At 39.7% G+C, this 24,372-nt stretch carries 22 protein-coding genes; 17 read left to right on the forward strand and 5 right to left on the reverse strand.

Annotation, left to right across the window (positions count from 1 at the left end):
- The first annotated feature begins 11 nt into the window (after positions 1-11).
- From GRFL_RS09540 to GRFL_RS09595, 12 genes are all read left to right on the forward strand, one after another.
- Positions 12-848, forward strand: a complete 837-nt coding sequence (locus GRFL_RS09540; protein ID WP_083644400.1) for a glycosyltransferase family 2 protein — start codon at positions 12-14, stop codon at positions 846-848.
- 23 nt (positions 849-871) lie between these two features.
- Positions 872-2,014: a glycosyltransferase gene (locus GRFL_RS09545; RefSeq protein ID WP_086047709.1), complete on the forward strand. Its 1,143-nt coding sequence runs from the start codon at positions 872-874 to the stop codon at positions 2,012-2,014.
- A complete protein-coding gene (locus GRFL_RS09550; protein WP_083644402.1) occupies positions 2,014-2,562 on the forward strand; it encodes an LbetaH domain-containing protein in 549 nt (182 codons plus the stop codon). The genes GRFL_RS09545 and GRFL_RS09550 overlap by 1 nt, the downstream gene beginning before the upstream one ends.
- The gene (locus tag GRFL_RS09555) at positions 2,552-3,100 is read left to right on the forward strand and encodes an LbetaH domain-containing protein (protein ID WP_083644403.1); all 549 of its coding nucleotides are present in this window, start codon (positions 2,552-2,554) and stop codon (positions 3,098-3,100) included. The genes GRFL_RS09550 and GRFL_RS09555 overlap by 11 nt, the downstream gene beginning before the upstream one ends.
- Positions 3,101-3,105: 5 nt before the next feature.
- Positions 3,106-3,999, forward strand: coding sequence for a glycosyltransferase family 2 protein (locus GRFL_RS09560; protein ID WP_083644404.1), 894 nt, complete (start codon positions 3,106-3,108; stop codon positions 3,997-3,999).
- A gap of 6 nt (positions 4,000-4,005) precedes the next feature.
- On the forward strand, positions 4,006-4,764 hold the full coding sequence (locus GRFL_RS09565) for a glycosyltransferase family 2 protein (protein ID WP_083644405.1): 759 nt from the start codon (positions 4,006-4,008) through the stop codon (positions 4,762-4,764).
- 66 nt (positions 4,765-4,830) lie between these two features.
- The gene (locus GRFL_RS09570) at positions 4,831-6,174 is read left to right on the forward strand and encodes an exopolysaccharide biosynthesis polyprenyl glycosylphosphotransferase (RefSeq protein WP_083644406.1); all 1,344 of its coding nucleotides are present in this window, start codon (positions 4,831-4,833) and stop codon (positions 6,172-6,174) included.
- 56 nt (positions 6,175-6,230) lie between these two features.
- Positions 6,231-7,028 (forward strand): polysaccharide biosynthesis/export family protein, encoded by a 798-nt coding sequence (locus GRFL_RS09575; RefSeq protein ID WP_083644407.1) that lies wholly within the window; start codon positions 6,231-6,233, stop codon positions 7,026-7,028.
- 2 nt (positions 7,029-7,030) lie between these two features.
- Entirely contained in the window at positions 7,031-9,433 is a 2,403-nt protein-coding gene (locus tag GRFL_RS09580) for a GumC family protein (RefSeq protein ID WP_083644408.1), read from the forward strand.
- A 54-nt stretch (positions 9,434-9,487) separates the two neighbouring features.
- Positions 9,488-10,825: a hypothetical protein gene (locus GRFL_RS09585; RefSeq protein WP_083644409.1), complete on the forward strand. Its 1,338-nt coding sequence runs from the start codon at positions 9,488-9,490 to the stop codon at positions 10,823-10,825.
- Between the two features lie 147 nt (positions 10,826-10,972).
- Positions 10,973-13,324: a sensor histidine kinase gene (locus GRFL_RS09590; RefSeq protein WP_083644410.1), complete on the forward strand. Its 2,352-nt coding sequence runs from the start codon at positions 10,973-10,975 to the stop codon at positions 13,322-13,324.
- On the forward strand, positions 13,321-13,704 hold the full coding sequence (locus tag GRFL_RS09595; protein WP_083644411.1) for a response regulator: 384 nt from the start codon (positions 13,321-13,323) through the stop codon (positions 13,702-13,704). The genes GRFL_RS09590 and GRFL_RS09595 overlap by 4 nt, the downstream gene beginning before the upstream one ends.
- Before the next feature lie 50 nt (positions 13,705-13,754).
- Here GRFL_RS09595 and GRFL_RS09600 read toward each other — a convergent pair whose 3' ends face one another.
- From GRFL_RS09600 to GRFL_RS09610, 3 genes are all read right to left on the reverse strand, one after another.
- On the reverse strand, positions 13,755-14,084 hold the full coding sequence (locus GRFL_RS09600; RefSeq protein WP_083644412.1) for a hypothetical protein: 330 nt from the start codon (positions 14,082-14,084) through the stop codon (positions 13,755-13,757).
- A 124-nt stretch (positions 14,085-14,208) separates the two neighbouring features.
- Positions 14,209-14,832 (reverse strand): metallophosphoesterase, encoded by a 624-nt coding sequence (locus tag GRFL_RS09605; RefSeq protein WP_083644413.1) that lies wholly within the window; start codon positions 14,830-14,832, stop codon positions 14,209-14,211.
- Between the two features lie 66 nt (positions 14,833-14,898).
- Positions 14,899-15,111, reverse strand: coding sequence for a hypothetical protein (locus GRFL_RS09610; protein WP_083644414.1), 213 nt, complete (start codon positions 15,109-15,111; stop codon positions 14,899-14,901).
- Positions 15,112-15,297: 186 nt separating this feature from the next.
- Here GRFL_RS09610 and GRFL_RS09615 point away from each other — a divergent pair, with 186 nt between their 5' ends.
- Positions 15,298-16,830, forward strand: coding sequence for a hypothetical protein (locus GRFL_RS09615; protein ID WP_083644415.1), 1,533 nt, complete (start codon positions 15,298-15,300; stop codon positions 16,828-16,830).
- Here GRFL_RS09615 and GRFL_RS09620 read toward each other — a convergent pair.
- Complete coding sequence (locus GRFL_RS09620; protein WP_083644416.1) at positions 16,827-17,651, reverse strand: universal stress protein; 825 nt, start codon at positions 17,649-17,651, stop codon at positions 16,827-16,829. The genes GRFL_RS09615 and GRFL_RS09620 overlap by 4 nt on opposite strands.
- Before the next feature lie 143 nt (positions 17,652-17,794).
- Here GRFL_RS09620 and rimP point away from each other — a divergent pair, with 143 nt between their 5' ends.
- Genes rimP through infB form a run of 3 tightly spaced genes read left to right on the forward strand, consistent with a single transcriptional unit; the run spans position 17,795 to position 22,316 of the window.
- A complete protein-coding gene (rimP, locus tag GRFL_RS09625) occupies positions 17,795-18,256 on the forward strand; it encodes a ribosome assembly cofactor RimP (protein ID WP_083644417.1) in 462 nt (153 codons plus the stop codon).
- Between the two features lie 12 nt (positions 18,257-18,268).
- On the forward strand, positions 18,269-19,501 hold the full coding sequence (nusA, locus tag GRFL_RS09630; RefSeq protein ID WP_083644418.1) for a transcription termination factor NusA: 1,233 nt from the start codon (positions 18,269-18,271) through the stop codon (positions 19,499-19,501).
- A gap of 52 nt (positions 19,502-19,553) precedes the next feature.
- Positions 19,554-22,316 (forward strand): translation initiation factor IF-2, encoded by a 2,763-nt coding sequence (gene infB, locus GRFL_RS09635; protein WP_083644419.1) that lies wholly within the window; start codon positions 19,554-19,556, stop codon positions 22,314-22,316.
- A gap of 63 nt (positions 22,317-22,379) precedes the next feature.
- Here the strand turns inward: infB and GRFL_RS09640 are convergent, their stop codons facing one another.
- On the reverse strand, positions 22,380-22,769 hold the full coding sequence (locus GRFL_RS09640; protein WP_083644420.1) for an SPOR domain-containing protein: 390 nt from the start codon (positions 22,767-22,769) through the stop codon (positions 22,380-22,382).
- Positions 22,770-22,995: 226 nt separating this feature from the next.
- Here GRFL_RS09640 and GRFL_RS09645 point away from each other — a divergent pair, with 226 nt between their 5' ends.
- The gene (locus GRFL_RS09645; protein ID WP_083644421.1) at positions 22,996-24,351 is read left to right on the forward strand and encodes a c-type cytochrome; all 1,356 of its coding nucleotides are present in this window, start codon (positions 22,996-22,998) and stop codon (positions 24,349-24,351) included.
- Positions 24,352-24,372 lie beyond the last annotated feature (21 nt).

Below are 24,372 nucleotides of genomic sequence, written 5' to 3' on the forward strand. Positions count from 1 at the left end.
AATCATCTTATATGAAAGTCGCAGTTTTAATAACTTCTTTTAATAGAAAACAACATACTTTTAAATGTATTCGAAGGCTTTTTGGAATATCAAAACGAGAATTAGATGTCTACTTGTTAGATGATAGTTCTAGCGATGGTACTGCTTCGTTAATTGCAGAAAGCTTCCCCAGTGTAAATATTATTAACGGCTCTGGGAATTGCTTCTGGAACAGAGGGATGTATAAGGCTTGGCAAGAAGGTTCAAAAAAAGATTACGATTTTTACATTTGGCTAAATGATGATGTTGTTTTATATGAAGACTCTTTGGAAGAACTATATAGGTGTTCAAGAGCTCAGGATCACAGAGCTGTTATTTCGGGGATAATTGAATGTAAAAACTCCCGGAAAATTCTATATGGAGGCAGTGATGAGTATAAACGTCTTATAAAGCCTAACGGAAATATGCAGAATATTACATTTATGAATGGCAATGTAGTTTTAGTTCCGAAGGTGGTATTCAATAATATTGGTAATTTGGATCCGGTTTTTCATCATGACTTAGGGGATGTTGATTTTGGCCTAAGGGCTAAAAAAAGAGGTTTTAATGTTCTCACAACAACAAAGCCAGTGGCCTCCGGTGAGTCCAATCCGCAATGTCGGGTAAGGCTTCAGAATAGTACACTTAGAAAAAGATTTCAAAAACTTTATTCCCCTTTGGGATCCAACCCATTTATAAATTTTCATTTCCGAAAAAGACATTATGGATTGGTTAATGCCAGTATTTACTTTCTTTTCCAACATTTTTTAAATCTGCTGCCTGACAGTTTGAACAAAACTGTATTCGGAGATAGATACGTGGTAAAATGAAGCTTTTAAGAGTAATAACATCGATGGACCCCAGATCAGGAGGTCCTTGCCAGGGTATTCGTAATAGTCTTCCTTATTTGGAGGCGATGAATGTAAGTAATGAAGTAGTGTGTCTTGATGATCCAAGCTTGGATTATCCCACTAAAGATAATTTTAAGATCTATAAACTTGGTATTGGAAAGACAGGATATCAATATCATCCAAGGCTAGTGAATTGGTTAGTTCAGAACCTAGGTAATTACAGTCATGTAATTGTGCACGGATTATGGCAGTTTCCAAATTATGGGGTATATAAAGCTATTGAAAAATTAAGAGCTAAAGGGGAAAGTATCCCAAAGGTAGCCTCTATGCCTCACGGAATGCTTGATCCGTATTTTCAAAAGGCCGAAGACCGAAGAATTAAGGCAATACGGAATGAAGTTGTTTGGAGATTTACGGAGAAGAAAGCTATTAATAATGCCGATGCCATTTTTTTTACCTGTGAGGAGGAATTAAAGCTAGCAAGGACCACCTTCAAAGGTTACGAACCCAAAAGGGAGATCAACGTGGGTTATGGCATCCAGAAGCCTCCAAAATTCCGGGAGGAATTTTCAATAGCTTTTGGGAAGAGGTTGCCCAACCTCCAAAATAACTATTGGCTTTTTTTAAGCCGTATTCATCCTAAAAAGGGAGTTGACTTGCTAATAAAAGCTTATAAGGAAAGTGTGCAAGAAAATAGCTCAATTCCGGACCTCGTTATTGCCGGGCCGCTGAATTCAAGTTATGCCAAAGAAATTCAGAAAATTGCTGGAGGTCATTCCAAGATACATTTTCCGGGAATGTTGGTCGGGGAGGAAAAATGGGGCGCATTGTATAATTGTGAGACTTTTATTCTTCCGAGTCACCAGGAAAATTTCGGGATCGCGGTAGTTGAAGCTATGGCCTGCGGGAAACCGGTGTTAATCTCTAAAAACGTGAATATTTGGAGGGAAATTTCAGAGATAAAGGGCGGTTGGTTTTTCAAAGACCTTACGGCAGCATCAATTTATAATTCTTTAAAGGAATTTACTTTAAAACCGAAAGAGCAAATTGAGGCAGCTGGCGCTAATGCTCAAACTGGTTTTCAGAGACTTTTCAATGCCGAAAAACAATCAGAAGTGCTTTTAAGGGAACTGCAGGAGCTTTGATGGAAAAGGAAATACCAACATATGTGGATACAATTCCGAGATCGGATAAGTTCTATAGATTGATTTGGCGATTGGTGAGTTTGTTTCTTTTTAAGCCCTTTTCCCTGCCAATTTTCAATTTGTGGAGAGCATTTTTGTTGAAATTATTTGGAGCTAAAATTGGAAAAGGATCCATTATCCATGCATCTGCATATATTCCATCACCAAAGAATTTGAAAGTTGGTAAAGAATCAGCTATTGGACCCGAAGTCAAATTGCATATCGGTTTAACTTTAATTGGAAATAAGGTTACAATCTCTCAACGAAGTTACTTATGTAGTGCCACTCACAAAATTGATTCAATAAACACACCATTTATTTCAGGGAAAATTGAAATAGAAGATTTTGCATGGGTAGCTGCGGAAAGTTTTATAATGAACAATACTAGAATCGGGGAAGGTGCTATTGTGGGGGCAAGGTCTGCGGTATTTAAAGATATTGCACCCTGGACAGTTGTTGGTGGTAATCCCGCGAAATTTTTAAAAGAACGAATTGTACATGAACATTAATGACTTTCAACCTGTTCAAACTACTCCTTACTCTTTATTGGTGAAACTCAAAGTTTATTTTTGGAGATTTACTAATCGGACTTTATTTAGAATTATCCCTAATCAAATTCGTAGTCCTAGAATTATCTTGCTGCAATTATTCGGAGCAAAAGTTCATTCAGGAGCTTTCATAAACCGAAAATCTAACATTGAACATCCGTGGAATTTGGAAATCGGCAATCTTTCTAGTCTAGGTGAAAACTCATGGGCATATTGTCTAGATAAAATTAGTATAGGTGAAAAGTGTACTATTGGTAAGGATTCTTACCTTATTACTGGATCACATGATATTTCTCATCCAAATTTTTACCAAACAACTAAACCAATTAAAATAGATTCTGGGACTTGGGTTTCGACCGGGTGTTATATTCTTCCTGGGGTTCATTTAAAGGAGTTTACCGTCGTGGCGGCAAACTCAAATGTTATAAAAAGCACCGAAAAATTCGATGTCATTGGAGGTAATCCTGCCAAATTCATTAAAAAAAGAGTAATTACCTAGAAGTAGTGAGGTCTTCTATTTCAGTTATAATATTAACCTTTAACGAAGAAAAGCATCTTAAGAGATGCATTAAATCTTTAAAAGGAATTGCTGATGAAATTATTGTGGTGGATTCTTACAGTAGTGATAATACAGTCCAGATCGCAAAAGATATGGGGGCTAAGGTGTATCAAAACTCCTGGGTTAATTATGCTACCCAATTTAACTGGGCTCTTAAGAACTGCGAAATAAGTTCTGAATGGGTATGGAGAATTGATGCAGATGAATACATTGAGCCTCTGGGATTCTCGATATCTAATTATTTAGCAAAACTGTCACCAGAAATCACTGGCTTATACATAAAACGTAAAGTAGTTTTTTTAGAAAAACCTTTAATGTATGGAGGCTGGTATCCTGTATGGCATTTGAAAATATGGAGACACGGTTCCGGAAAGTGCGAAGCCAGATGGATGGATGAGCACATTATATTGGATTCTGGAAAAACCGAACGGATTGATATTGTACAGGTAGATGAAAATTTGAACGATCTCACTTGGTGGACAGCGAAACATAATTCTTATGCTACCCGGGAAATGATCGATCTATTGGATACCAAATATGAAATCTTTTCTAAGAATGAACTAAAGCCCAATTTTTTCGGTACCACGGAACAGAAAAAAAGATGGTTGAAATTAAGGTATTTAAATTTACCTCTTTTCCTTCGCCCTTTTGTTTATTTTATCTATAGGTATTTCTTTAAATTAGGTTTTCTTGATGGAAAACAGGGCTTTGTATGGCACTTACTACAGGGATTCTGGTATCGTTTTTTAGTGGATGCCAAGATCTTTGAATTAAATCTTAAATTCAAAAATGACCGTAAAGCCATTATCGATTTTATCAAAACTACATATAATATCTAAGCCCTTGTGAAATTATCAATTATTACCATTGTCTTTAATAACAAGGATTCCATAGCCCAGTGTATCGAGTCGATGCGGTTTCAATCCTATGCAAATGTTGAGCATGTTTTGATCGATGGGGGTTCAACCGATGGCACTCTTGAAATTATTGAAAATTATAAAGATGATCTGGGTTATTTCGTTTCTGAAATGGATAATGGTCTTTATGATGCTCTCAATAAAGGAATTCAGAAGTGTACAGGTGATGTGATCGGGATCCTTCATTCGGATGATCTTTATTATAAAAAAGATACGCTTGAAAAAATAGCTGAAACTTTTAATAGAACTGATGCTGATCTTGTTTATGCCAAAGGGAAATATGTGGACAAGGAGGATATTTCTAAAATAAAGCGGTTATATCCCTCAAAGGACTATAAACCCAAGTATTTAAATTTCGGTTGGATTCCCCTTCACACTACTATTTATGTTAAAAAAGAGGTTTTTGAAAAATTTGGATTATATAATCTTAGATACTCCATAGCAAGCGATTATGATATTTCGCTCCGCTGGTTCAAAAATGATCAAATCAAAAAGGTTTTTCTTGATGAGTGGGTGGTGAAGATGAGACTGGGAGGGAAAAGTACCACTGCCAGTCTTCAAAAGAAAAAATCTTCCGAAGACCTTAAGATAATAAAGAAACATGGCTTAAGGGGTAAATTTACTCTGGCCTGCAAAATAGTAAGAAAGATCCCACAATATCTTATTCCAAGGCTTATTGCCTCCTAACTATCCCTACAATAGTTCAATTATTTTATTCAAACTGATTTTTAACCACCCAAATCAACTTTCGTTATGAAAAGATCTGATCTTATCATTCCGATCTCTATTGTAGTACATTTAGCGATCATTCATTTTACTTTAAATTACTTTTTGCCATCACATCTTATCGGTTGGAAAACCATTAGTGCTTATCTAGGTTTCTGGGTTTTGGTATGTATATTTATGGATTTTTATCCCACATCCCGGAAAGAGCGTTTCTTCGAAAACTTCCATCGGTTTATTCAGGTGTTTCTATTATTCTGTCTGGGTTATTTTACAATTTTCGCATTTAAAAATTTTCATTTTCAAATTTTAAATCAGGCTTACATATTAAGTTGGCTGTTCTTTTTCCTATTGATATATAGAATTCTGTTTTTCTATATCAGAAATAAATGGAGGATTCTTGGTGGGAATTCGGCGAGAGTAATTGTAATAGGCCGTGACCGAAACTTAAAAAAAATAAGGCAGATTTTTGATGAGCCCGAACTGGGATATCGTTATTTAGGCTATTTCGATGAGAATAGTTCTGCAAGTCAAACGTATCATGGAAAGGTTGCTCACTCCTATCAGTATATATTAGAAAATGGTGTTGATGAAATATATTGTTTGGCCTCAAGATTAAGTAAGCAACAATTAAATGATTTGATAACCTTTGCAGACAATAATTTAAAGAAGATTAAGATAATTCCAGATAATAAGGAAATCTTTACTAGGGCAATGGATGTGGAGCTTTTTAATAAAATACCGATTCTTAATTTGCGCAAGTCGCCTTTGGAAACCCCTTATGCGGTTTATGGTAAACGAATTTTTGACGTTATTTTTTCGGGAGTCGTGATTCTTTTTATCCTTTCTTGGTTAACTCCGATATTATATATTTTAATTAAAGCTGAATCAAAAGGACCTTTATTTTTTAGGCAAAAGCGTCATGGTGTAAATAAAAAGGAATTTAATTGTCTGAAGTTTCGATCCATGGCGGTAAATTCTCAGGCACATGAACAAATGGCTTTAAAAGGGGATTCTAGAGTTACTAGAATTGGGGCATTTATTCGAAGGACTAGTATAGATGAATTGCCGCAATTTTTTAATGTTTTAATGGGAAATATGAGCGTTGTAGGTCCAAGGCCGCATATGCAAGCTCATACTTTCCAATATGAAACTTCTGTAGACAAATACTTAGTTAGACACTATGCAAAACCTGGAATAACCGGCCTGGCACAGATTAAGGGTTATAGGGGAGAAATTATTGAGGAACGAGATATTATTAATCGAACAAGGTTAGATATATTTTATTTAGAAAAATGGTCTCCGTTGCTGGATATTCAGATTATAACTCGTACCGTTACTAATGCATTGGGAGGTGAAGAAAAAGCTTATTAGGTTTTCACATTTTTTTAACGAATTAATAATTCTATCTTCGCAAAAATTTAATGAGAATGAAAATTGGAGTTTCGATAAGAAATATTTTATCGATTATTTTAGTATGCAGTTTCCTTACCTCTTGTGTATCACGTAAGGAAGTAGTTTATTTCCAGGGTCTGGAAAGGGCAGATCAGCAACTATCTGAAAATATTAGTAAAGGTCTGAAAATCAAACCTAATGATTTATTGACTATAACGGTGTCTGCGCCGGAGCAGGCGGCGGCTATGCCATTCAATTTACCAGTTGTCGGGATGCCTCAATCAGGAAGCACGATGGATCTTGGCGTGACCGGAAGACAGCAATTACAAACGTACCTGGTGAATAATGACGGAACGATTCGATTTCCGGTTTTAGGAAGCATAAAAGCCATTGATTTGAACCGTAAGGAACTGGCAGATCTTTTATCTGATAAAATAAGTGATTATGTTCAGGACCCGATTGTGAATGTGAGAATCGTGAACTTCCAGGTGAGTGTTTTAGGAGAAGTCAATCGTCCTGGCACATTCGAAATACGTGATGAATATTTAAGTTTGCCTAAAGCTTTAGGACTTGCAGGTGACCTGACTATTTATGGTAAACGCAAGAATGTGTTGGTGGTTCGGGAACAAAACGGGCAAAAGACTCATGCTTATTTAGACCTGACCGATCCTTATGTTTTAGAGTCTCCCTTTTATTATTTGCAGCAAAACGATGTAGTGTATGTGGAGCCGAATGGGGCACAGGTGCAGTCTGCAAGTTATAATAGAAATGCCTCAGTTTATATTTCCATAGCGTCAGTGCTCGTTTCACTGGCAGTACTTTTAACTAGATAATTATGGCGCAACAAAATTATCCAAACAGACCTGTTCAGGAAGAACAAATTGATCTCCGGGAAGAATTAGAAAAATATTCAAAGCACTGGCCTTGGTTCGTGTTTGGAGTCATTGCTTGTGTGATTCTCGCTTTCATTTATTTAAAAGTAACTACTCCAAGTTATCACACGATTGCGAGTATTATTATCAAGGATGAAGAAAGCAAATCTCCTTCTTCGGAAATGGCTGCTTTTGCAGACCTTGGTTTATTAGGCGGAATGGGAACCAATTCCATTGAAAATGAAATTGGAATTCTGAAGTCTAAGCGAATGATGACGAACGTGGTGAAAGCTTTAAATCTGAATGTCACTTACTATGATGAAGATGCTATTAAAAGCCCTGAGTTATATCGAAATACACCTTATTATGTCCAGGTTTTAAACCTTGATGAGAAGATATTATCAACTTATTCAAAGGAATCTGCGAATACCTATAGAATTATACTAACTGATAATTCCGTAGAATTGATCAATTCCGAAACGGAAGAAAAATTCAAAGGAAAACCAGGTCAGCCAATAGAATTGCCTTTTGCGGATGCCCTTGTAATTGAAAATCCAGAATTTGAAATACCTGAAGATGGTATACCAAATACCATTGTCAAATTTTCGAACTTGGAATCGGTTGTTTCCAATTATCGTTCAAAGCTTCAGATTAATTTGACCGATAAGAATTCCAGCCTGATCGAATTAGGTATGGATGATTCGGTAAAAGCAAAAGCACAGGATATCTTGGATCAACTGGTTTTCGAATACAACCGCGAAGCCATTGAGGATAAAAATTTGGTTGCCAGAAATACGGCAGATTTTATTGACGAACGCTTGCAGATTATCAATACCGAATTGGATTCCATTGAAACTGACAAAGAGGAATTCAAAGAAACTAATCGGCTTACAGATATTGAGGCGGAATCGGAAATGTTCATCGAAAATGCCAGTGATTTTAACAAACGCCAACAGGAAATTGAAACTCAGCTGGAACTGGCAAATACCATGCTCGAGTATTTGAAAAGTGACGAGCGCGCAGATCTGCTTCCGGCAAATCTGGGAATTGAAGATCAGGCGGTGAATACAAGTATTCAGAATTATAATGAGCTGGTTCTGGAAAGAAATAGGATTCTCTCAGGTTCCACCGAGAAAAACCCGGTTGTCCAAAGATTGAACAGCCAGATTAGCCAGATAAGGTCTAACGTTTTAGAAAGTTTTGAAAGGCTGCGTTCAAATCTAAGAGTTTCAAAAAATGAATTAGACAGGCAAGGTTCTGTAATCAACTCCAGGATTGCAGCAGTTCCTTCAAAAGAAAGGCAATACCGAGGTATCGAACGTCAGCAAAATATTAAGGAATCCCTTTATTTATTTCTTCTTCAGAAGAGAGAAGAGAATTCTTTAAGTCTTGCTGTAACAGCTCCAAAAGCTAAAATCGTTGATAGGGCCTATAGCTCGGTTGTTCCGATTTCTCCGAAGCCAAAGATCATTTTGTTAGCAGCTTTAATTATTGGATTACTGATTCCGTTTTTGGTGATCTACCTAAAACATCTTTTAAGCAATAAGGTGAAAAGCAGAGAGGATCTGGAAAAAGCGGCGAAAGAAATACCCGTGGTTGGTGAAATTCCACGAGTGAATAAAAAAGAAAGTGAGATGATCATGAAGAATGACCGAAGCATTCTTGCCGAGGCATTCCGAATCTTACATACCAACCTGCAATATCTTATTATAACAAAGGCAGATAAAGACCGTGGTAACACTATTTTCGTTACTTCTACGATCAAAGGTGAGGGTAAGACGTTAGTTTCGTTTAACCTCGCCGCCACTTTGGCAAATACCGGAAAAAAAGTTCTTTTGGTGGGAGCTGACTTAAGAAATCCGCAGCTACAACGATTTGAAAAGGATGCCAGGCAACATGCGGGGGTAAGCGACTATTTAGCAAATGATGAATTGAAGCTGAACGGATTGATTCGTGAGTCTAGTTATGAAAATGATAATCTTGAGATCTTACCTTCCGGAACGATTCCGCCTAATCCATCAGAATTATGGAGAAGAAAGAAAACGGAGGAGATGTTTAAAGACCTTGAAAAGATGTATGATTACGTGATAGTCGATACTGCTCCATCTTTACTTGTTACAGATACATTTTTAATAAATAAATATGCAGATCTTACGTTATATGTGGTAAGAGCAGGGCATACTGCCAAAAAGCTTATTCAGTTTGCAGTAGATTCCAATAATGATGGAAAATTCCATGATCTTAGTTTTGTGCTAAATGATGTGAAATGGAGTAATTTCGGTTATGGAAATAAGTATGGTTATACTTATGGCGAGGAGAAAAAATCTTTTATTAAATGGCTGCAAAATAAGGCGGCAGCGGTTTAAGTATACTGTTATAAAATTTAAACCCTGAAGGAAACTTCAGGGTATTTTTTTGATATGAAAAAAGTATTTGTTTTATTAATATTCTTTACAATTGGGTTGCAGTCTTCTGCTCAGGTTGAATTTTCAGGAAAAGTCTCTGGGAATGGCTTTTATAGTAATTCCAAAAAGCTACCGTTCTGGTTTTACAGTAATCAGCGAGGCCGAATTTCAGATTCTACTGATTTTTCAGGACTGGTTTCAGCTAAATTGAACTATGATTTTTCTGAAATTAGTTCTCTGGAAGTTGGTGGAGGATTGTTATACGATGATCAATTTTCAGACGAAATAGCTATTGATGAATTATACGCAGAATTTGATTGGAAATGGTTGCAGGTCATTGCGGGTAGAAAGCAAAGAGAGGAACTTTATAGAGGCTTAAGTGCAACGAATGAGAACTTTGCCTGGTCAATGAATGCAAGGCCGCTCCCCGGCATTGAATTAAGCACATCAAGACCTTTGTTTTTCAACCAGAATAAAAAATTAGGTATAGAGATAAGCTGGGCTGAATATTTCATGGGGAATGATCGTTTTGTTAAGGGTGCCAGGCTGCACTCAAAAAGTTTGTTCTTGATCTATAATCCGTCCACTTCCTTCAAAATAAAAGGAGGGATCTCACACTATGCTATATGGGGTGGCATTTCCCCAAAATGGGGTAAACAACCTGAGGGATTTGTAGATTACTTGAAGATTATTACAGGTAGAGAAGGAGGCGATAATTCGGCAGAGCCAGACCAACAAAATGTTATTGGAGCTCATTCCGGAACTTATGAACTATATGTGACAAAGAAATTCTCAAATTATAAACTTCAATTTATCTACAATCATTTCTTTGAAGATGGTACTGGTAGTCGGTATGCCAATTTTCCCGATGGTCGGTATGGATTGTTTTATGAAGAAGATGTATCATCTTCATTAATAAATTCTGCAATTTTTGAGTTTTATTATACAAGAGATCAGAGTGACGGCAGCAGCGCGCCACATGAACATGATTTTTATTTCAATAGCTTTTCAATGTACAAGAATGGCTGGACTTATAAAAGGAGAATAATAGGAGTGCCATTTTTTGATTATGATTACAATAATGAATTGGTTGGCGGGAATAAATTTGCGGCGTATCATTTGGCATTTGGTGGAGAGATACAAGGTAAGCCTCATCAGTTATCGGTCTCATATGTTTTTAAGGAAGGAGCTTATTTCAGACCTTACAATCCAAAAAGAAAGGAATTTTATGGCAATTATGAAATCAAGTTACTCCAAAGCTTTGTAGATTTTGATCTTCAATTAGGAGCAGAATTTTCTAATGTATCAAATCCAATATTCGGAACAGGATTAAGTATTTCTAAGCAATTCTAATTTTTATAAAAATAAAATATTCTATTCCCCCGGCCATTCGCCGGGTTTTTTTATTTCCAATAATTAAAATACAAGTTATCAGTCTTTTATATATATTTGCCGCTCGAATCGAGGTTCATCTCCCGTTATTAAAATGCCAGCCCCGCAATGGAACGGAGACAAATAGTTAATAACCCTTCTCAAAAGGTTTGGAGTAAACCGCTGCTCGCTGGCGCTTTCACTTTTTTACTGGTCGTAATCATAGGTTTTATCATTCTCTGGCAGCGATACCAGATAATGATCGAAACCCGCCAGCGCGAAATGTCCGGAATCATTAACGTGGTGGAGCAGAACATTGAGCAGTCTTTGAAATACAGTTATTCCGCAGCCCTTTCACTGGCACTTCAGATCAATGAAGATGGAGAGATCGAGGATTTTGATCATATCGCTTCCCAGCTCGTAGATCAGAATTCCAATATCGATGGGATCGAAACCGTTCCGGGCGGAATCATAGACCAGGTTTATCCTTACGAACAGAACAAGGCGGCAATCGGTTACAATATTCTGGCCGATAGTACCCGCAACGCAGAAGCGCAGATCGCCATTGAAGAAAAGAAGATGTTCTTTGCAGGTCCTGTTGAATTGCGCCAGGGTGGTTATAGCGTTATTGGCCGACTCCCGGTTTTTATCAAAGATCAGTTTTGGGGTTTCACCGCGGTTTTAATCGACTTTAACAAGATCCTGGAGACGTCAGGTATTGAACAGTTTTCAGCGGGAGACTATAAATTTCAATTTGCCAAGGTCAATCCGGAAACCGGGGAAGAAGATTTTCTGTTAGATTCTATCCAACTCGACCATTCCTATTCAGAAGAAGTCACTCTTCCCGAGGGAGATTGGAAAATATATATCGTCCCGGATAAGCCAAATCACATTTTTTATAGCCTGTTGCCGGTTTCGGTTTTAGTGTTGCTGCTGGGGCTGGCTTTTGCTTTTTTGGTTTACCGATTCATGAAGCAGCCGCAGGTACTGGAAGAACAGGTTCGGAAGAAAAGTGGGGAACTCGCGGCAAGCGAACTGCGTTTTAGAACCATTTTTAATCAGGCTGCCATCGGGATGGTGCGGGTAGATTCCACCACCGGAATGATACTGGAAACCAATAAACGTTTCCAGGAATTGCTGGGGTATACGAACGAGGAGCTTCAGCAAATGGATTATCGCATGGTTTCTCATCCTGAGGATATTACTGATAATACGCAGCTCATGTCTAAGCTTCGGGAAAATCAACTTCGGGAATACAGTCTTCAGAAGCGGTTGAAACGAAAAGATGGAAAGACCATCTGGATCAAGCTGAATGTCTCTCCGCTTTGGCCCCCGGGAGAACCGGCTACTTCACATATTGCGCTGATTGAAGACATTTCTGCCCAGGTAAAGGCTAAGGAGAAATTAGAGGAAAACGAGAAACGCTTCCGTTCGCTGGTAGAAAATACCAATGAGATTATCCTGATTATCAACAGGCGTGGCGAGGTGGTCTATCATTCACCTTCCCTGAAAAAAGTGACGGGTTACGACCAGCTGGAAACTTTCGGAAATGAAATCCTATCTTTTATTCACCCGGTGGAACGATCGGTAATGCTCAAGAAATTAGAAGAATCTTATTATGCTGAAGGGGTTCCTTTTTCAGAGATCATTATGCGTTTCAAGGCGCAGCAGGGGCATTACATTTGGATGAGCGCGACGCTCACGAACATGCTGCACGAAAAGAATATCAATGGCTACGTCGTGAACCTTCGCGATATTTCTGGAAAGAAGGAGGCGGAACTCAACCTGATGAAATCCTACGATTTTGTCATGGAGCAGAATAAAAGGCTGCTGAACTTTGCCTACATTGTTTCTCATAACCTGCGCTCCCATTCCAGCAATTTTGAGTCTATTTTAGAGTTATATGACCTGGAAGACGACCAGGAAGAAAGACAAAATTATATCAATTTACTTCGGGACGTTTCGGCAAGTTTGAATCAGACGCTGGTAGATCTTAACGAGGTGGTTTCCATTAACACCAATCTGGAGATCAAAGCAGAAGAGATACAGGTTCGGGAATATACGGAAAAAGCCCTGGCGGTCTTGAGTTTGCAGATCGAATCGATGAATGCTAAGATCATCAATGAGGTGCCGGAAAATATGAAGGTGATTTTCAACCCGGCTTATATGGAAAGCATTTTGCTGAATTTTATCACGAATGCTCTTCGGTATAGCAGGCCAGATACAATTCCGGAAGTTCATATTTCCGCGGAAAAGGAAAAAGATCGCTGGGTGCTGAAGGTTTGCGATAACGGGATTGGGATTGACCTGGAAAAGCATAAGGACAAAGTTTTCGGTCTTTATAAAACTTTTACCGATCGGAAGGACAGCCGTGGTGTTGGACTGTTCATCACTAAAAACCAGGTAAACGCGATGGGCGGTGAGGTAGGAGTGGAAAGTACACTCGGGGAAGGCACCTGTTTTAAAGTATTTTTTAAATGAAAAAATCGGTTTGCATTATAGACGATGACGAAATCTACCAGAAGATCGTATCGAAAATGGTGGAGCGCTCGGGATCTTTTTCAGAAGCGAAATACTTTACTCAATCTATCCAGGCCTTGGATTATCTGAAAAATGAAGGTTCACTAACCGAGATCGTTCTTCTGGATATCAATATGCCGCAGATGGACGGCTGGCAGCTATTGCGCGAAATTAGCGAGAATCAGCCGGCTATTTTTCAGCAGACCAGTATTTATATCGTTTCTTCCTCGATTGCTGAAAGTGACCGGGAGAAAGCTAAAATGTTCCCAGCCTTAAAAGGTTTTATCACCAAACCTATTACGATTTCAAAGTTGAAAGAGGTTGCTGAAAATAAAGCATAAAAAAAGCCCGGCGTAGGGACCGTGGCTTTGAACAATTGGTGAAATAAGTCTTATGCGGCTGAAATCACATTATAATGTACCAGCAAATTTTGATAGAAATAAAGGCTTTTTTCGTCCTTTTTCAGGCAGGATCTTAAAAATCTTTCTAGATCCTGGCATTCAAAAGTAATTGCGGTATATTTTTTACCTCCAACAGGAAGTTTCAAGTCTATGGATTGGTTTTGATAATCAATATTCACGTGCTTGGCTTCAAAATATTTTTTGATGATCGCACGGTGCATTGTTTGGAAATTAGAATTTTCTCTATCCAAATGGGCAACGCTGTAAGAAATAAGATTCTTGACTTCATCTAGAATCTCCGGGGTGGTAGTTATGCTCATAGGTCTTATTTTCGTCATTATCATCGAGGGCTAAATTACTATGCGAAGGCTTAAATGATGTTAAAAAAAATGTAATACTTCTCTGATTAATAATTTTTTAACTTCCGAAAACTGCAGTTAAGAATTATTTTGCGAAATCCACATTTATGACCCTAGGAGAATGCATTATTCTAAATCTTTCATCCAGAATGGAAAGGTTGAAATGCCGGGTGCCCTGTAAAAAAGCACTTCCGGCGGCATGATGAATATGCCCGAAAAGATGATAGGCTGGTTTGATCTGCCCGATGCGATACACCAGTTCTTCACAACCCAATTTACTGCCACTTCTAATTTCATCCAGAATGCCATAAGCGGGAGTATGGGTGATCAGCACATCAGTATCAGGCGGGATTTGGTTCCAGTGCTGCCTGATGGCTTTACCTCTTTCTTTGGTAAAAGCCCAGTTTTCCTGACCGGGTATATAAGGTGATCCCCAAAATTTCACTTTATTAATAACAAGCTCTTCATCGATCAGTAAATAAAGATCCGGGTGACCAGAGATCATCTCCTTTTCAAAATAGAAATCATGATTTCCCGGAACCAAAATTTTTACAGGATGGGGTTGAGCCGTAAACCAGTCCAGGAAATGCCGGGTTTCCCGTTCGGTTCCCCCGTCGGTGCAATCGCCGGCATGGATTAACACATCGCCTTCCGGAATCACCAGATTCTCGTGGAGGTTGTGAGTGTCTGAAAGGCAAACAAGGCGCATGTGGAAAATTTAAAAAAAAATCCGTTGAAGTTGTCAACGGATTCTGTTTGTTTGTTTTATTGAAATTTATTCTTCCTGATCCAGGTCAAAAGAAACAAAGTCTTTGTCCTGCGGAAGTACTTTATTGATCATCTTGATCATGATGAAAGCAATGATCGCTGCCGTCACCACGAAGAAAAAGAATTTCATCATCAGGCTATCACTAATCACCAGGCTGTAGAAACCTAAGAAAAGCTCTACCGCGATGAATAATATTTTAAGTCCAAATTTGAAAAACATTTCCCTGTTGTGTTTGATGCAAATATAGTGTAGAAGAACATTGGTTAAAACAGCAAAATGGAAGTTTGACGAAAATTTAACTTTGCTGTCTACTGTATTACAATCATTTAAGTTAAATAATCTTAAACGATGATCACAGGTACTGGCTTAATTGTAAATTGAAGCCTTCATCAACACGTATTTTCCTTGAAGAAATCTTTAAAATTTGCGATTGGCGCACTGGTTTTTATTGGCCTTCTGGCAATAGGTTTTCTGGTTTTCAATAACTATGCGGAAAAGAAAATCAGGGCTTCGCTGGAGACCAGTTTGAAAAAGGTCAATGCATCTTTTGAGAAAGTAGACGTCAAGGTGCTTAATAGGAAAGCCGAAATTTTTCAACCGGAATTCCGCTTTAAGGGAAAAGTACTGAAGGTAGATACGATTGAAATAGATAATATCCATCTTTGGGACTATCTAACCAAAAAGAACCTGATCATTGGAGATCTGAATATTTCCAATCCCGTCATCAAAATATATAACCTTCCTCCTGACGACCAATCTGATACAATTCCGAAGAAACCCGAAAAGGAAACCGAATTTAAAAATGAGGTGTTGCTGAAGAGGGTCAAGATAATCGGTGGTAGTTTTGAGATTTTTGAAAAGGACAGTAGCCAGCATCGTTTATTTACTTCGCTGAAAAAGCTTCGGATGGAAAATGTGCATATCAACGCCAGAACTGTCAAGGAATCGGTGCCTTTTGATTATGAACTCATCAGGATGTACTGTGACAGCTTATTTTATGATCTGGACGACCGCCACACGATGACCGCTTCCACTTTTGAAATGGATAATTTTGATATTCTTACCACTGATTTCCGCATTATTCCGAAGTATTCCCGTGCCGAGCATCAAAAGACCATCAGGGTGGAAAAAGATCGCTATAACCTGAAAATTGACACGATCAGGTTGAACAATTTCAACTGGAATGTAGATAAAGATACGATGGAGATTACCAATTCCTTCACCGAGATACGCGGCGGAGATTTTCGGATTTATCGGGATAAATTACAACCAGATGATCCCAGTATAAAACCAATGTACAGTAAAACGATCAGGGAACTACCGATTAAACTGGGAATCGACAGTGTCAGGGTTTCTCATGTATATCTTCGGTATGAGGAAAAAGTACGGCAGGGCCGCGAACCGGGTCTGGTAGAATTTTCCGGTCTAAACGGAACGATCTATCATTTGAGCAATATCGGTATGGGTCGAAAAGCTTTTCCGGAGACTCATGTGATTGCACATGCTAACCTCATGAAGCAGGCCCCGGTAAGTATGGATCTGAAGTTTAATATTGCTGATAAAAGTGACCGATTTGAGGTTTCAGGCAGTATGAACGATTTGCAGGCCAGCCAGATTAATAATTTCCTGGAACCTGCCATGAATGTGAAAGCTGAAGGAGTGATACAGAGTATGAACTATTATTTTGCCGGGAACGCGTATCAGGCACAGGGCAATATGAAAGTAGCCTACGAGGATTTTAAAGTGGAAGTCCTGAAAAAAGACGGAAGCGAAAAGAATAAGATCGTTTCAGCACTTGCGAACCTGATCGTAAAGAATAAGGCTCTTAGTGAAAAAGCCGATTATAAATCGATCGAGGTACAGCGCGATCGTTCCAAATCTTTCTGGAACTATCTCTGGACCTGTATTAAAAACGGTGCGTTAAAAACCTTTCTTTAGATCTTGAAAGTGACCACTGGCCGGTTGGCGTGGTTGACCAGATCTTCACTAATGCTGCCATTGAAGAAATGCGCAAGGCCTTTCCGGCCATGCGTACTGATCCCAATAAGTCCGGCATCCATGCGCGCGGCAAAATTCAGAATACCTTTTTCCACGCTCACGTCATTATATATATGAATTTCATGCGGGTGTTTGCTGCGACTGGTGAAATCTTTCAGGTTTTCCAGGGCATTTTCACTGGTGAGGAAATTATTGGGGGTATTCACGAATAGGAGATGCAGTTTCGCTTGAATGGTTTTAGCGAATTCTTCGGCTTTAAAAAGTGTGTGAACGTTTTCAGGATTGGCATCGGTCGCAAAAATGAAATTCTCAACCTTAAATTCCGGAATGTCATTCTTGATAACCAGCACAGGAATTTCAGAATATCTCACTACTTTCTCGGTGTTGGAGCCGATGAACATTTCGCGAAGACCACTAATACCGTGAGAACCCATAACAATAAGGTCACAGTTTTTCTCCTGGCTGATGTCCATGATTCCGTCAAAAGCGCGATGAAATTCAACGGTTTCATGCACTTTGATGCCATTCAGGAATGGTTTGGCCATAATTTTTGCAAAGTGCTGGTGGGCGAGTTTCATAAAGAAAAGAGCTTCCGGCAGGTTATGACTTTCACCCTGGATAGGATCTATAAGCTGCATGGGAAGTTCAAGCATGTGAAGCAGGTAAATTTCACTCTGGTGTTTGCGCGCAAGTTGTGCAGCCACGCGCAAAGCATTTTCGGCCTGAGGGCTGAAATCGGTTGGAACTAAAATGTTTTTCATGACAAGGGATCTTATCTTAAATTTACGAAGAATATTTCATTTGTAATCACCGTTTTATACTCCGGAAATAATTATTATATTTGCATCGTTGAAACTAAAAATAGTACAGCGAGGGGACAGATGTCCCCTCTTTTTATAAGGTTATGCTGAAGGAGAAAGTAGAAAAACTTGCGGAAAAGGTATTTGAAGAGAATAAATCCTTATTTTTAATCAGCCTTGATGTGAACGACAATAACAATATCAAGCTGGTGTTGGATGGGGATGAAGGAGTTTCTGTGAACGATTGCATCATGGTAAGTAGAGCCATAGAGCACAATCTGGACAGGGATGAAGAAGATTTTTCTCTCGAAGTAACCTCTGCCGGGGTGTCGGAACCTCTTTCCATGGCGAGGCAGTATAAAAAGAATATAGGCCGCAAATTAAAAGTCACGACCGCTCAGGAAAAATATGAGGGTACACTTGACGAGGCTAATGATGAACAGATCAAATTATCCTGGAAAGCCAGGGAGCCCAAGCCGGTAGGTAAAGGGAAGATCACGGTGCAGAAGGAGGTTGTATTGCCTTATTCTGATATTCTGGAAGCAAAAGTTAAAATAACATTTTAATCACAAATTGATATGGAAAATATCGCGTTGATTGAGTCATTCTCTGAGTTTAAGGATGATAAATTAATAGATCGGGTAACGCTGATGGCGATTCTTGAGGATGTTTTTAGAAATGCTTTAAAGAAAAAGTATGGAGAAGACGATAATTTTGATATTATTGTAAACCCAGATAAGGGTGACCTTGAGATTTGGAGAAACAGGATCGTAGTGGCAGATGGTGAAGTGGAGGATCCTAACAGGGAAATTTCCCTGACTCAGGCAAGAAAGATCGAGCCCGATTTTGAAGTGGGTGAAGATGTTTCTGAAGAAGTAAAGCTGGTCGATCTTGGAAGGCGTGCGATTCTTGCGCTGCGCCAGAACCTGATATCCAAGATCCACGAGCATGACAACACGAATATTTACAAGCAGTTTAAAGAACTTGAAGGAGAGATTTATACTGCAGAAGTTCATCATATCAGGCACAGAGCGATCATTCTTTTAGATGATGAAGGAAATGAGATCGTGCTTCCAAAAGACCGCCAGATTCCTTCAGATTTCTTCCGAAAAGGAGAAAATGTAAGGGGAATCATAGAAAGCGTCGAATTAAAAGGTAACAAGCCAACCATTATTATGTCCAGAACGGCTCCGGCCTTCCTTGAGAAACTATTCGAACAGGAAATCCCGGAAGTCTTTGATGGACTTATTACTATTAAGAAAGTTGTGCGCGTTCCTGGTGAAAAAGCGAAAGTAGCAGTAGACTCTTACGACGATCGTATCGATCCGGTTGGAGCCTGTGTGGGAATGAAAGGTTCACGTATCCATAGTATCGTTCGCGAGCTTGGAAATGAGAACATCGATGTGATCAATTTCACCAATAATGACCAGTTATTCATCACCAGGGCCTTGAGTCCTGCGAAGATCACTTCCATGAAACTGGATGAAGAAGCAAAAACTGCTGAGGTGATGTTAAAGCCGGAAGAGGTTTCCAAGGCGATTGGTCGTGGAGGGCATAACATCAGGCTTGCCGGGCAGTTGACCGGTTACGAGATCGATGTGTACCGTGAAGGAGTAGAAGAAGATGTAGAGTTGAAAGAGTTTGCTGACGAGATCGAAGACTGGGTAATTGTGGAATTTTCGAAAATTGGTCTGGATACTGCAAAGAGTATTCTGGAGCAGGATGTAGAAGACCTGGTACGCCGAACTGATCTTGAAGAGGAAACTGTGCGTGAAGTAATGGCAGTACTTCGTGCAGAATTTGAAGAATAATAGAAAATAATATTTCAGAATACTTAAAAGAGGTTAATTTAGAGGGCAATTTATGGCAGAAGCAAAAACAATGCGATTAAATAAAGTTCTACGTGAGTTCAATATCTCGTTAGACCGGGCAGTGGAATATCTTAATTCCAAGGGCTATGAGATCGACGCACGTCCTACTACAAAAATCTCGGGAGAAATCTACGAGGTGCTTTCTGATGAATTCCAAACCGATAAGAGCAAAAAAGTAGCTTCAAAAGAAGTTGGTGAGGAGCGCAAGAAGGAAAAAGAAGAGTTGCGGAAGGAAATTGAAGAGAAGCGTAAAGCTGAGGAGGTGAAGAAGGAAGATGATCCCGTAGCTTCCCGTACCAAACTGGAAGGTCTTAAGCCGGTTGGAAAGATCGATCTTGACAAAAATTCTGGTCAGAAACCAAAAGTGGAAGAGCCGGAAGCTAAACAGGAAGAGCCTGTGAAACAAGAAGCGAAACAGCCGAAAGAGCCAAAAGAACAGAAAGAAGAAAAGCCTGCCGAAGTGAAGGAGGAGCCAAAACCGGAAAAACCTGCTGCCCAGAAACCGGAACCTCCGAAAGAAGATAAAAAGCCTGAAAAGAAAGAAGGGAAAGCGCCTGAAAAGGCACAAGAAAAGGTTGAAGAAAAGCCCGCTGAAGAGTCTAATCGTATTGAAACCAAATACACTAAGCTCGACGGGCCGAACTTTACCGGTAAGAAAATTGACCTCTCTCAGTTTCAGAAACCTAAGAAAAAAGACGATAAAAAGTCTGAAGACGATAAGAAAGACAAGCGCAAAAAACGCCGTCGTCGCATCAGTAAAGATGTGAAAGGCGGGGGTGGTAATAACAACCAGCGCGGAAATAATAAAGGCGGAAAAAGAAGATCCAAACCAATTACCAAGGAGGAGCCTACTGAAGAAGAAGTACAAAAACAAGTGCGTGAAACACTTGAGAAACTTCAGGGTAAATCAAGTAAAGGAAAAGGAGCGAAGTACCGTCGTGAGAAAAGGGATCAGCACCGTCAGCGTTCCGAGCAGGAATATGCCAAGCAGGAATCTGAAGAAAAGATCCTTAAAGTTACCGAATTTGTAACAGTAAGTGAGGTGGCTACCATGATGGATGTTCCGGTGACCAAGGTGATCTCAGCCTGTATGTCTCTCGGGATGATGGTAACGATGAACCAGCGTCTGGATGCAGAAACCTTAAGTATTGTTGCGGAAGAATTTGGCTACGAGGTAGAATTCACTACTGCTGATGTAGAAGATGAAAAAGAAGAAGTAGTTGAAAATCCTGAAGATCTTAAGCCAAGAGCGCCGATCGTTACCGTTATGGGTCACGTTGACCACGGTAAAACTTCCTTGCTGGATTACATTCGTGAAGAAAATGTGATCGCCGGTGAAAGTGGTGGAATTACTCAGCACATCGGGGCGTACGGAGTGCAGCTTTCAAGCGGACAAAAAATAACCTTCCTGGATACTCCTGGTCACGAGGCCTTTACGGCGATGCGTGCCCGTGGTGCTCAGGTTACTGATATTGCAATTATTGTTATTGCGGCAGATGACGACGTAATGCCTCAAACAAAAGAGGCTATTTCTCACGCTCAGGCGGCTGGAGTACCGATCGTTTTTGCGATCAACAAATCTGATCTTCCAACGGCGAATCCTGAAAAGATCAAGGAAAAGCTTGCTGCTATGAATCTTCTTGTGGAAGATTGGGGAGGAAAGATTCAGTCGCATGATATTTCGGCAAAAACCGGTAACGGTGTGAAAGAACTGCTTGAAAAAGTACTTCTGGAGGCTGAATTATTAGACCTGAAAGCGAACCCGGATAAATTATCTAATGGTACAGTCGTAGAAGCGTATCTTGACCGCGGTCGTGGATATGTTGCAACGATCCTGGTTCAGGGTGGAACCCTGAAAATTGGGGATTACGTACTGGCAGGTCGTCACAGCGGTAAGATCAAGGCGATGCATGATGAGCGTGGTCACGAAGTGAAGGAAGCTGGGCCGTCAACCCCGGTTTCAATCCTGGGTCTGGATGGTGCGCCTCAGGCTGGTGACAGTTTCAAGGTGATGGAAGATGAAAGAGAAGCTAAAGATATCGCTGCAAGAAGAACACAATTACAACGTGAGCAGAATGTGCGTACGCAACGTCACATTACGCTTGATGAAATTGGTAGACGTATCGCTCTTGGAGACTTTAAAGAATTGAACATTATCCTGAAAGGGGATGTGGATGGTTCTGTGGAAGCGCTTACAGATAGTTTCCAGAAACTTTCTACGGAAGAGATTCAGGTGAATATTATCCATAAAGGAGTGGGTGCCATTACGGAAAGTGATGTGTTGCTGGCTTCTGCTTCCGATGCGATCATTATCGGGTTCAACGTTCGTCCGCAAGGAAATGCGAGACAGGTAGCTGATAAAGAAGAAATCGATATCAGAACCTATTCGATCATCTATGATGCGATCAATGACCTGAAAGATGCGATGGAAGGAATGCTTTCTCCGGAATTGAAAGAAGAGATTACCGGTACAGCTGAAATTCGTGAGACCTTCAAAATTTCGAAGATTGGTACCATTGCAGGTTGTATGGTAACTTCCGGAACTATCTACCGCAGTGCCGGTGTAAGGTTGATTCGCGACGGAGTGGTGGTGTATACTGGTGAACTTGCTTCATTGAAACGTTTTAAAGACGATGTGAAAGAGGTGAAGAAAGGTTACGATTGCGGTATGCAGGTTAAGAATTATAACGACATCAGGGTTGATGATGTGATTGAAGCCTTTAGAGAGGTGGAGGTTAAAAAGACTCTGAAATAAGATAGATTTCCATAAAAGAAAAGGCCGGTGAAAACCGGCCTTTTTTTATGCTGTTATTTTGTCTTATCGTCGTTGAGGTTTAGGAATAAAAGCTGAAGGAAAATTCTCCTTGATCTTTAAAAGTGCGCGATCTGCTTCCATTCTATTTCTGAAGTTGCCTATCCAAACCTTATAATTAGGTGCTTCGTAAGTGATGCGGGAAGGATAGCTGTAGGAGGTTCGATATTTTTGCAAGATATCGTTGGCTTCACCATTATCGCCGTAAAAAAGCTGGATTACGTAACGATCGCCAATTTTCCCGTCTTCATTCAGTTCTTTTTTGACCTCCATCAAGGTCTCTATTTTTTCACTTTGTTTTATGTTAACATTTCCTTGTTGCGCCTGGCTTTTCTGCACGAAAAACAACATAAGAAACAGGTATAATGCGAGTTGGTATAATTTGATTTTTTTCATATCTATTCAGCTTTGTGACAAATGTAAAATATAATAACTTAAACAGCTCCCAATTTATTATTTAGAACTGTTATAAATTAACGATTAACAGTTCTGTAACATTCCTAAAATCGTCTATAAGTATTACTTTTGTGCACGAATTTAAAGGTACCTTTTTAGGTTTTTTGCCCTAAAATACTGAGTGTAAAAACCGTACCAAAGTTTAGACGCTAATCGAACTTACAATATGAAAAAGGTGAATTACCGCCATTCAACTTCGCGACAACTACTTTTCTGTGTAGCATTTTTGTTTTCGTTTACTTTTTTTGGGTTCGCTCAAGAGCAGGCTGCTGATAGTTCTGCGACCGAGCAATCTGGAGGAGGTGATGCTGCTGCCGCTTCTTCTTCTGATGCTTTAGGAGATGCTGCTGCTGGAAAGGAATTATTCAATACGCTATGTGCTTCATGTCACAAGCCGTATTCAGAAAGTATTGGTCCCGCTTTAAATGGTGTGACGAGCAGGCGCAGTATCGACTGGATCCATTCATGGGTGCACAATTCTTCAGCTTTGATTGCTTCTGGTGATGCGGAGGCAAAAGCTATTTTTGAAGAGTATAATCAAACTCAAATGCCGGCATTCCCGCAATTGAGCAATGATGATATCAATAATATTCTTGCTTATGTAGAGCAGCCAAAACCTGAGCCTAAAGCTGCAGCCGCTGGCGCTGCTTCTGGTGAACAGGGTGGAGGTTCTGGAGGTGGAGTTTCTGTGAACGTGATCCTGGGGATTCTTGTTTTTGTTTTAGTGGTGTTGTTGGTGGTGTTGTTCCTGGTGAACAAAACCCTTCGTAATTTCGCTGATGCTTCCGGGATTGTGCTTCCGCAAAAAGAGCAAAGAAAGCCAATCTGGAAAGCCTTTGTGGAGAATCAGTTTTTATTGGTTGTCACTACAATCTTTGTGTTGTTGTCGGTAGGTTATTTCGCTTACGGATTTTTGATGCAGGTTGGGATCGATCAAGGATATCAGCCAATTCAGCCAATTCACTATTCTCACAGAATTCACGCTGGTGATAACCAGATCGAGTGTAAGTACTGCCACTCTTCTGCCAGGGTTTCCAAGCATTCTGGGATTCCTTCGTTGAATGTTTGTATGAACTGTCACAAGGCAATTTCTGAAGTAGCGCCTGAAACAGCTACGGAAGAGTATTCAAAAGAATATTACGATAAAGAGATCGCAAAATTATATGATGCCGTAGGTTGGGATCCTGCAACCAGAACCTATTCCGGGGAAGAAAAGCCGGTTAAGTGGGTGAAGATCCATAACCTGCCAGACTTTGTGTATTTTAACCATTCTCAGCACGTAAGTGTTGCCGGGGTTGAATGTCAGCACTGTCACGGGCAGATCCAGGAAATGGAAATAGTGCATCAGGAAGCTCCTTTAACAATGGGGTGGTGTATCAATTGTCACCGTGAAACCAACGTTAAGATGGAAGGTAATGAGTATTACGAAAAGATCCATGAGGAGTTGTCTAAGAAATATGGTGTGGAAGAACTTACCGCCGCACAGATGGGTGGAATCGAATGTGGTAAGTGTCACTACTAATCTTGTTTTAAGAAGTTAATT

It is taken from the genome of Christiangramia flava JLT2011 (assembly GCF_001951155.1).
Lineage (GTDB): Bacteria > Bacteroidota > Bacteroidia > Flavobacteriales > Flavobacteriaceae > Christiangramia > Christiangramia flava.

Bases quoted from the DNA above. Each gene is read 5' to 3' on its own strand.
- rimP (WP_083644417.1), top strand. From the start codon at position 17,795: ATGCTGAAGGAGAAAGTAGAAAAACTTGCGGAAAAGGTATTTGAAGAG.
- GRFL_RS09610 (WP_083644414.1), bottom strand. From the start codon at position 15,111: ATGTTTTTCAAATTTGGACTTAAAATATTATTCATCGCGGTAGAGCTT.
- GRFL_RS09600 (WP_083644412.1), bottom strand. From the start codon at position 14,084: ATGAGCATAACTACCACCCCGGAGATTCTAGATGAAGTCAAGAATCTT.
- GRFL_RS09605 (WP_083644413.1), bottom strand. From the start codon at position 14,832: ATGCGCCTTGTTTGCCTTTCAGACACTCACAACCTCCACGAGAATCTG.
- GRFL_RS09550 (WP_083644402.1), top strand. From the start codon at position 2,014: ATGGAAAAGGAAATACCAACATATGTGGATACAATTCCGAGATCGGAT.
- infB (WP_083644419.1), top strand. From the start codon at position 19,554: ATGGCAGAAGCAAAAACAATGCGATTAAATAAAGTTCTACGTGAGTTC.
- GRFL_RS09545 (WP_086047709.1), top strand. From the start codon at position 872: ATGGACCCCAGATCAGGAGGTCCTTGCCAGGGTATTCGTAATAGTCTT.
- GRFL_RS09540 (WP_083644400.1), top strand. From the start codon at position 12: ATGAAAGTCGCAGTTTTAATAACTTCTTTTAATAGAAAACAACATACT.
- GRFL_RS09595 (WP_083644411.1), top strand. From the start codon at position 13,321: ATGAAAAAATCGGTTTGCATTATAGACGATGACGAAATCTACCAGAAG.
- GRFL_RS09580 (WP_083644408.1), top strand. From the start codon at position 7,031: ATGGCGCAACAAAATTATCCAAACAGACCTGTTCAGGAAGAACAAATT.
- GRFL_RS09620 (WP_083644416.1), bottom strand. From the start codon at position 17,651: ATGAAAAACATTTTAGTTCCAACCGATTTCAGCCCTCAGGCCGAAAAT.
- GRFL_RS09585 (WP_083644409.1), top strand. From the start codon at position 9,488: ATGAAAAAAGTATTTGTTTTATTAATATTCTTTACAATTGGGTTGCAG.
- GRFL_RS09555 (WP_083644403.1), top strand. From the start codon at position 2,552: ATGAACATTAATGACTTTCAACCTGTTCAAACTACTCCTTACTCTTTA.
- nusA (WP_083644418.1), top strand. From the start codon at position 18,269: ATGGAAAATATCGCGTTGATTGAGTCATTCTCTGAGTTTAAGGATGAT.
- GRFL_RS09590 (WP_083644410.1), top strand. From the start codon at position 10,973: ATGGAACGGAGACAAATAGTTAATAACCCTTCTCAAAAGGTTTGGAGT.
- GRFL_RS09645 (WP_083644421.1), top strand. From the start codon at position 22,996: ATGAAAAAGGTGAATTACCGCCATTCAACTTCGCGACAACTACTTTTC.
- GRFL_RS09570 (WP_083644406.1), top strand. From the start codon at position 4,831: ATGAAAAGATCTGATCTTATCATTCCGATCTCTATTGTAGTACATTTA.
- GRFL_RS09575 (WP_083644407.1), top strand. From the start codon at position 6,231: ATGAAAATTGGAGTTTCGATAAGAAATATTTTATCGATTATTTTAGTA.
- GRFL_RS09640 (WP_083644420.1), bottom strand. From the start codon at position 22,769: ATGAAAAAAATCAAATTATACCAACTCGCATTATACCTGTTTCTTATG.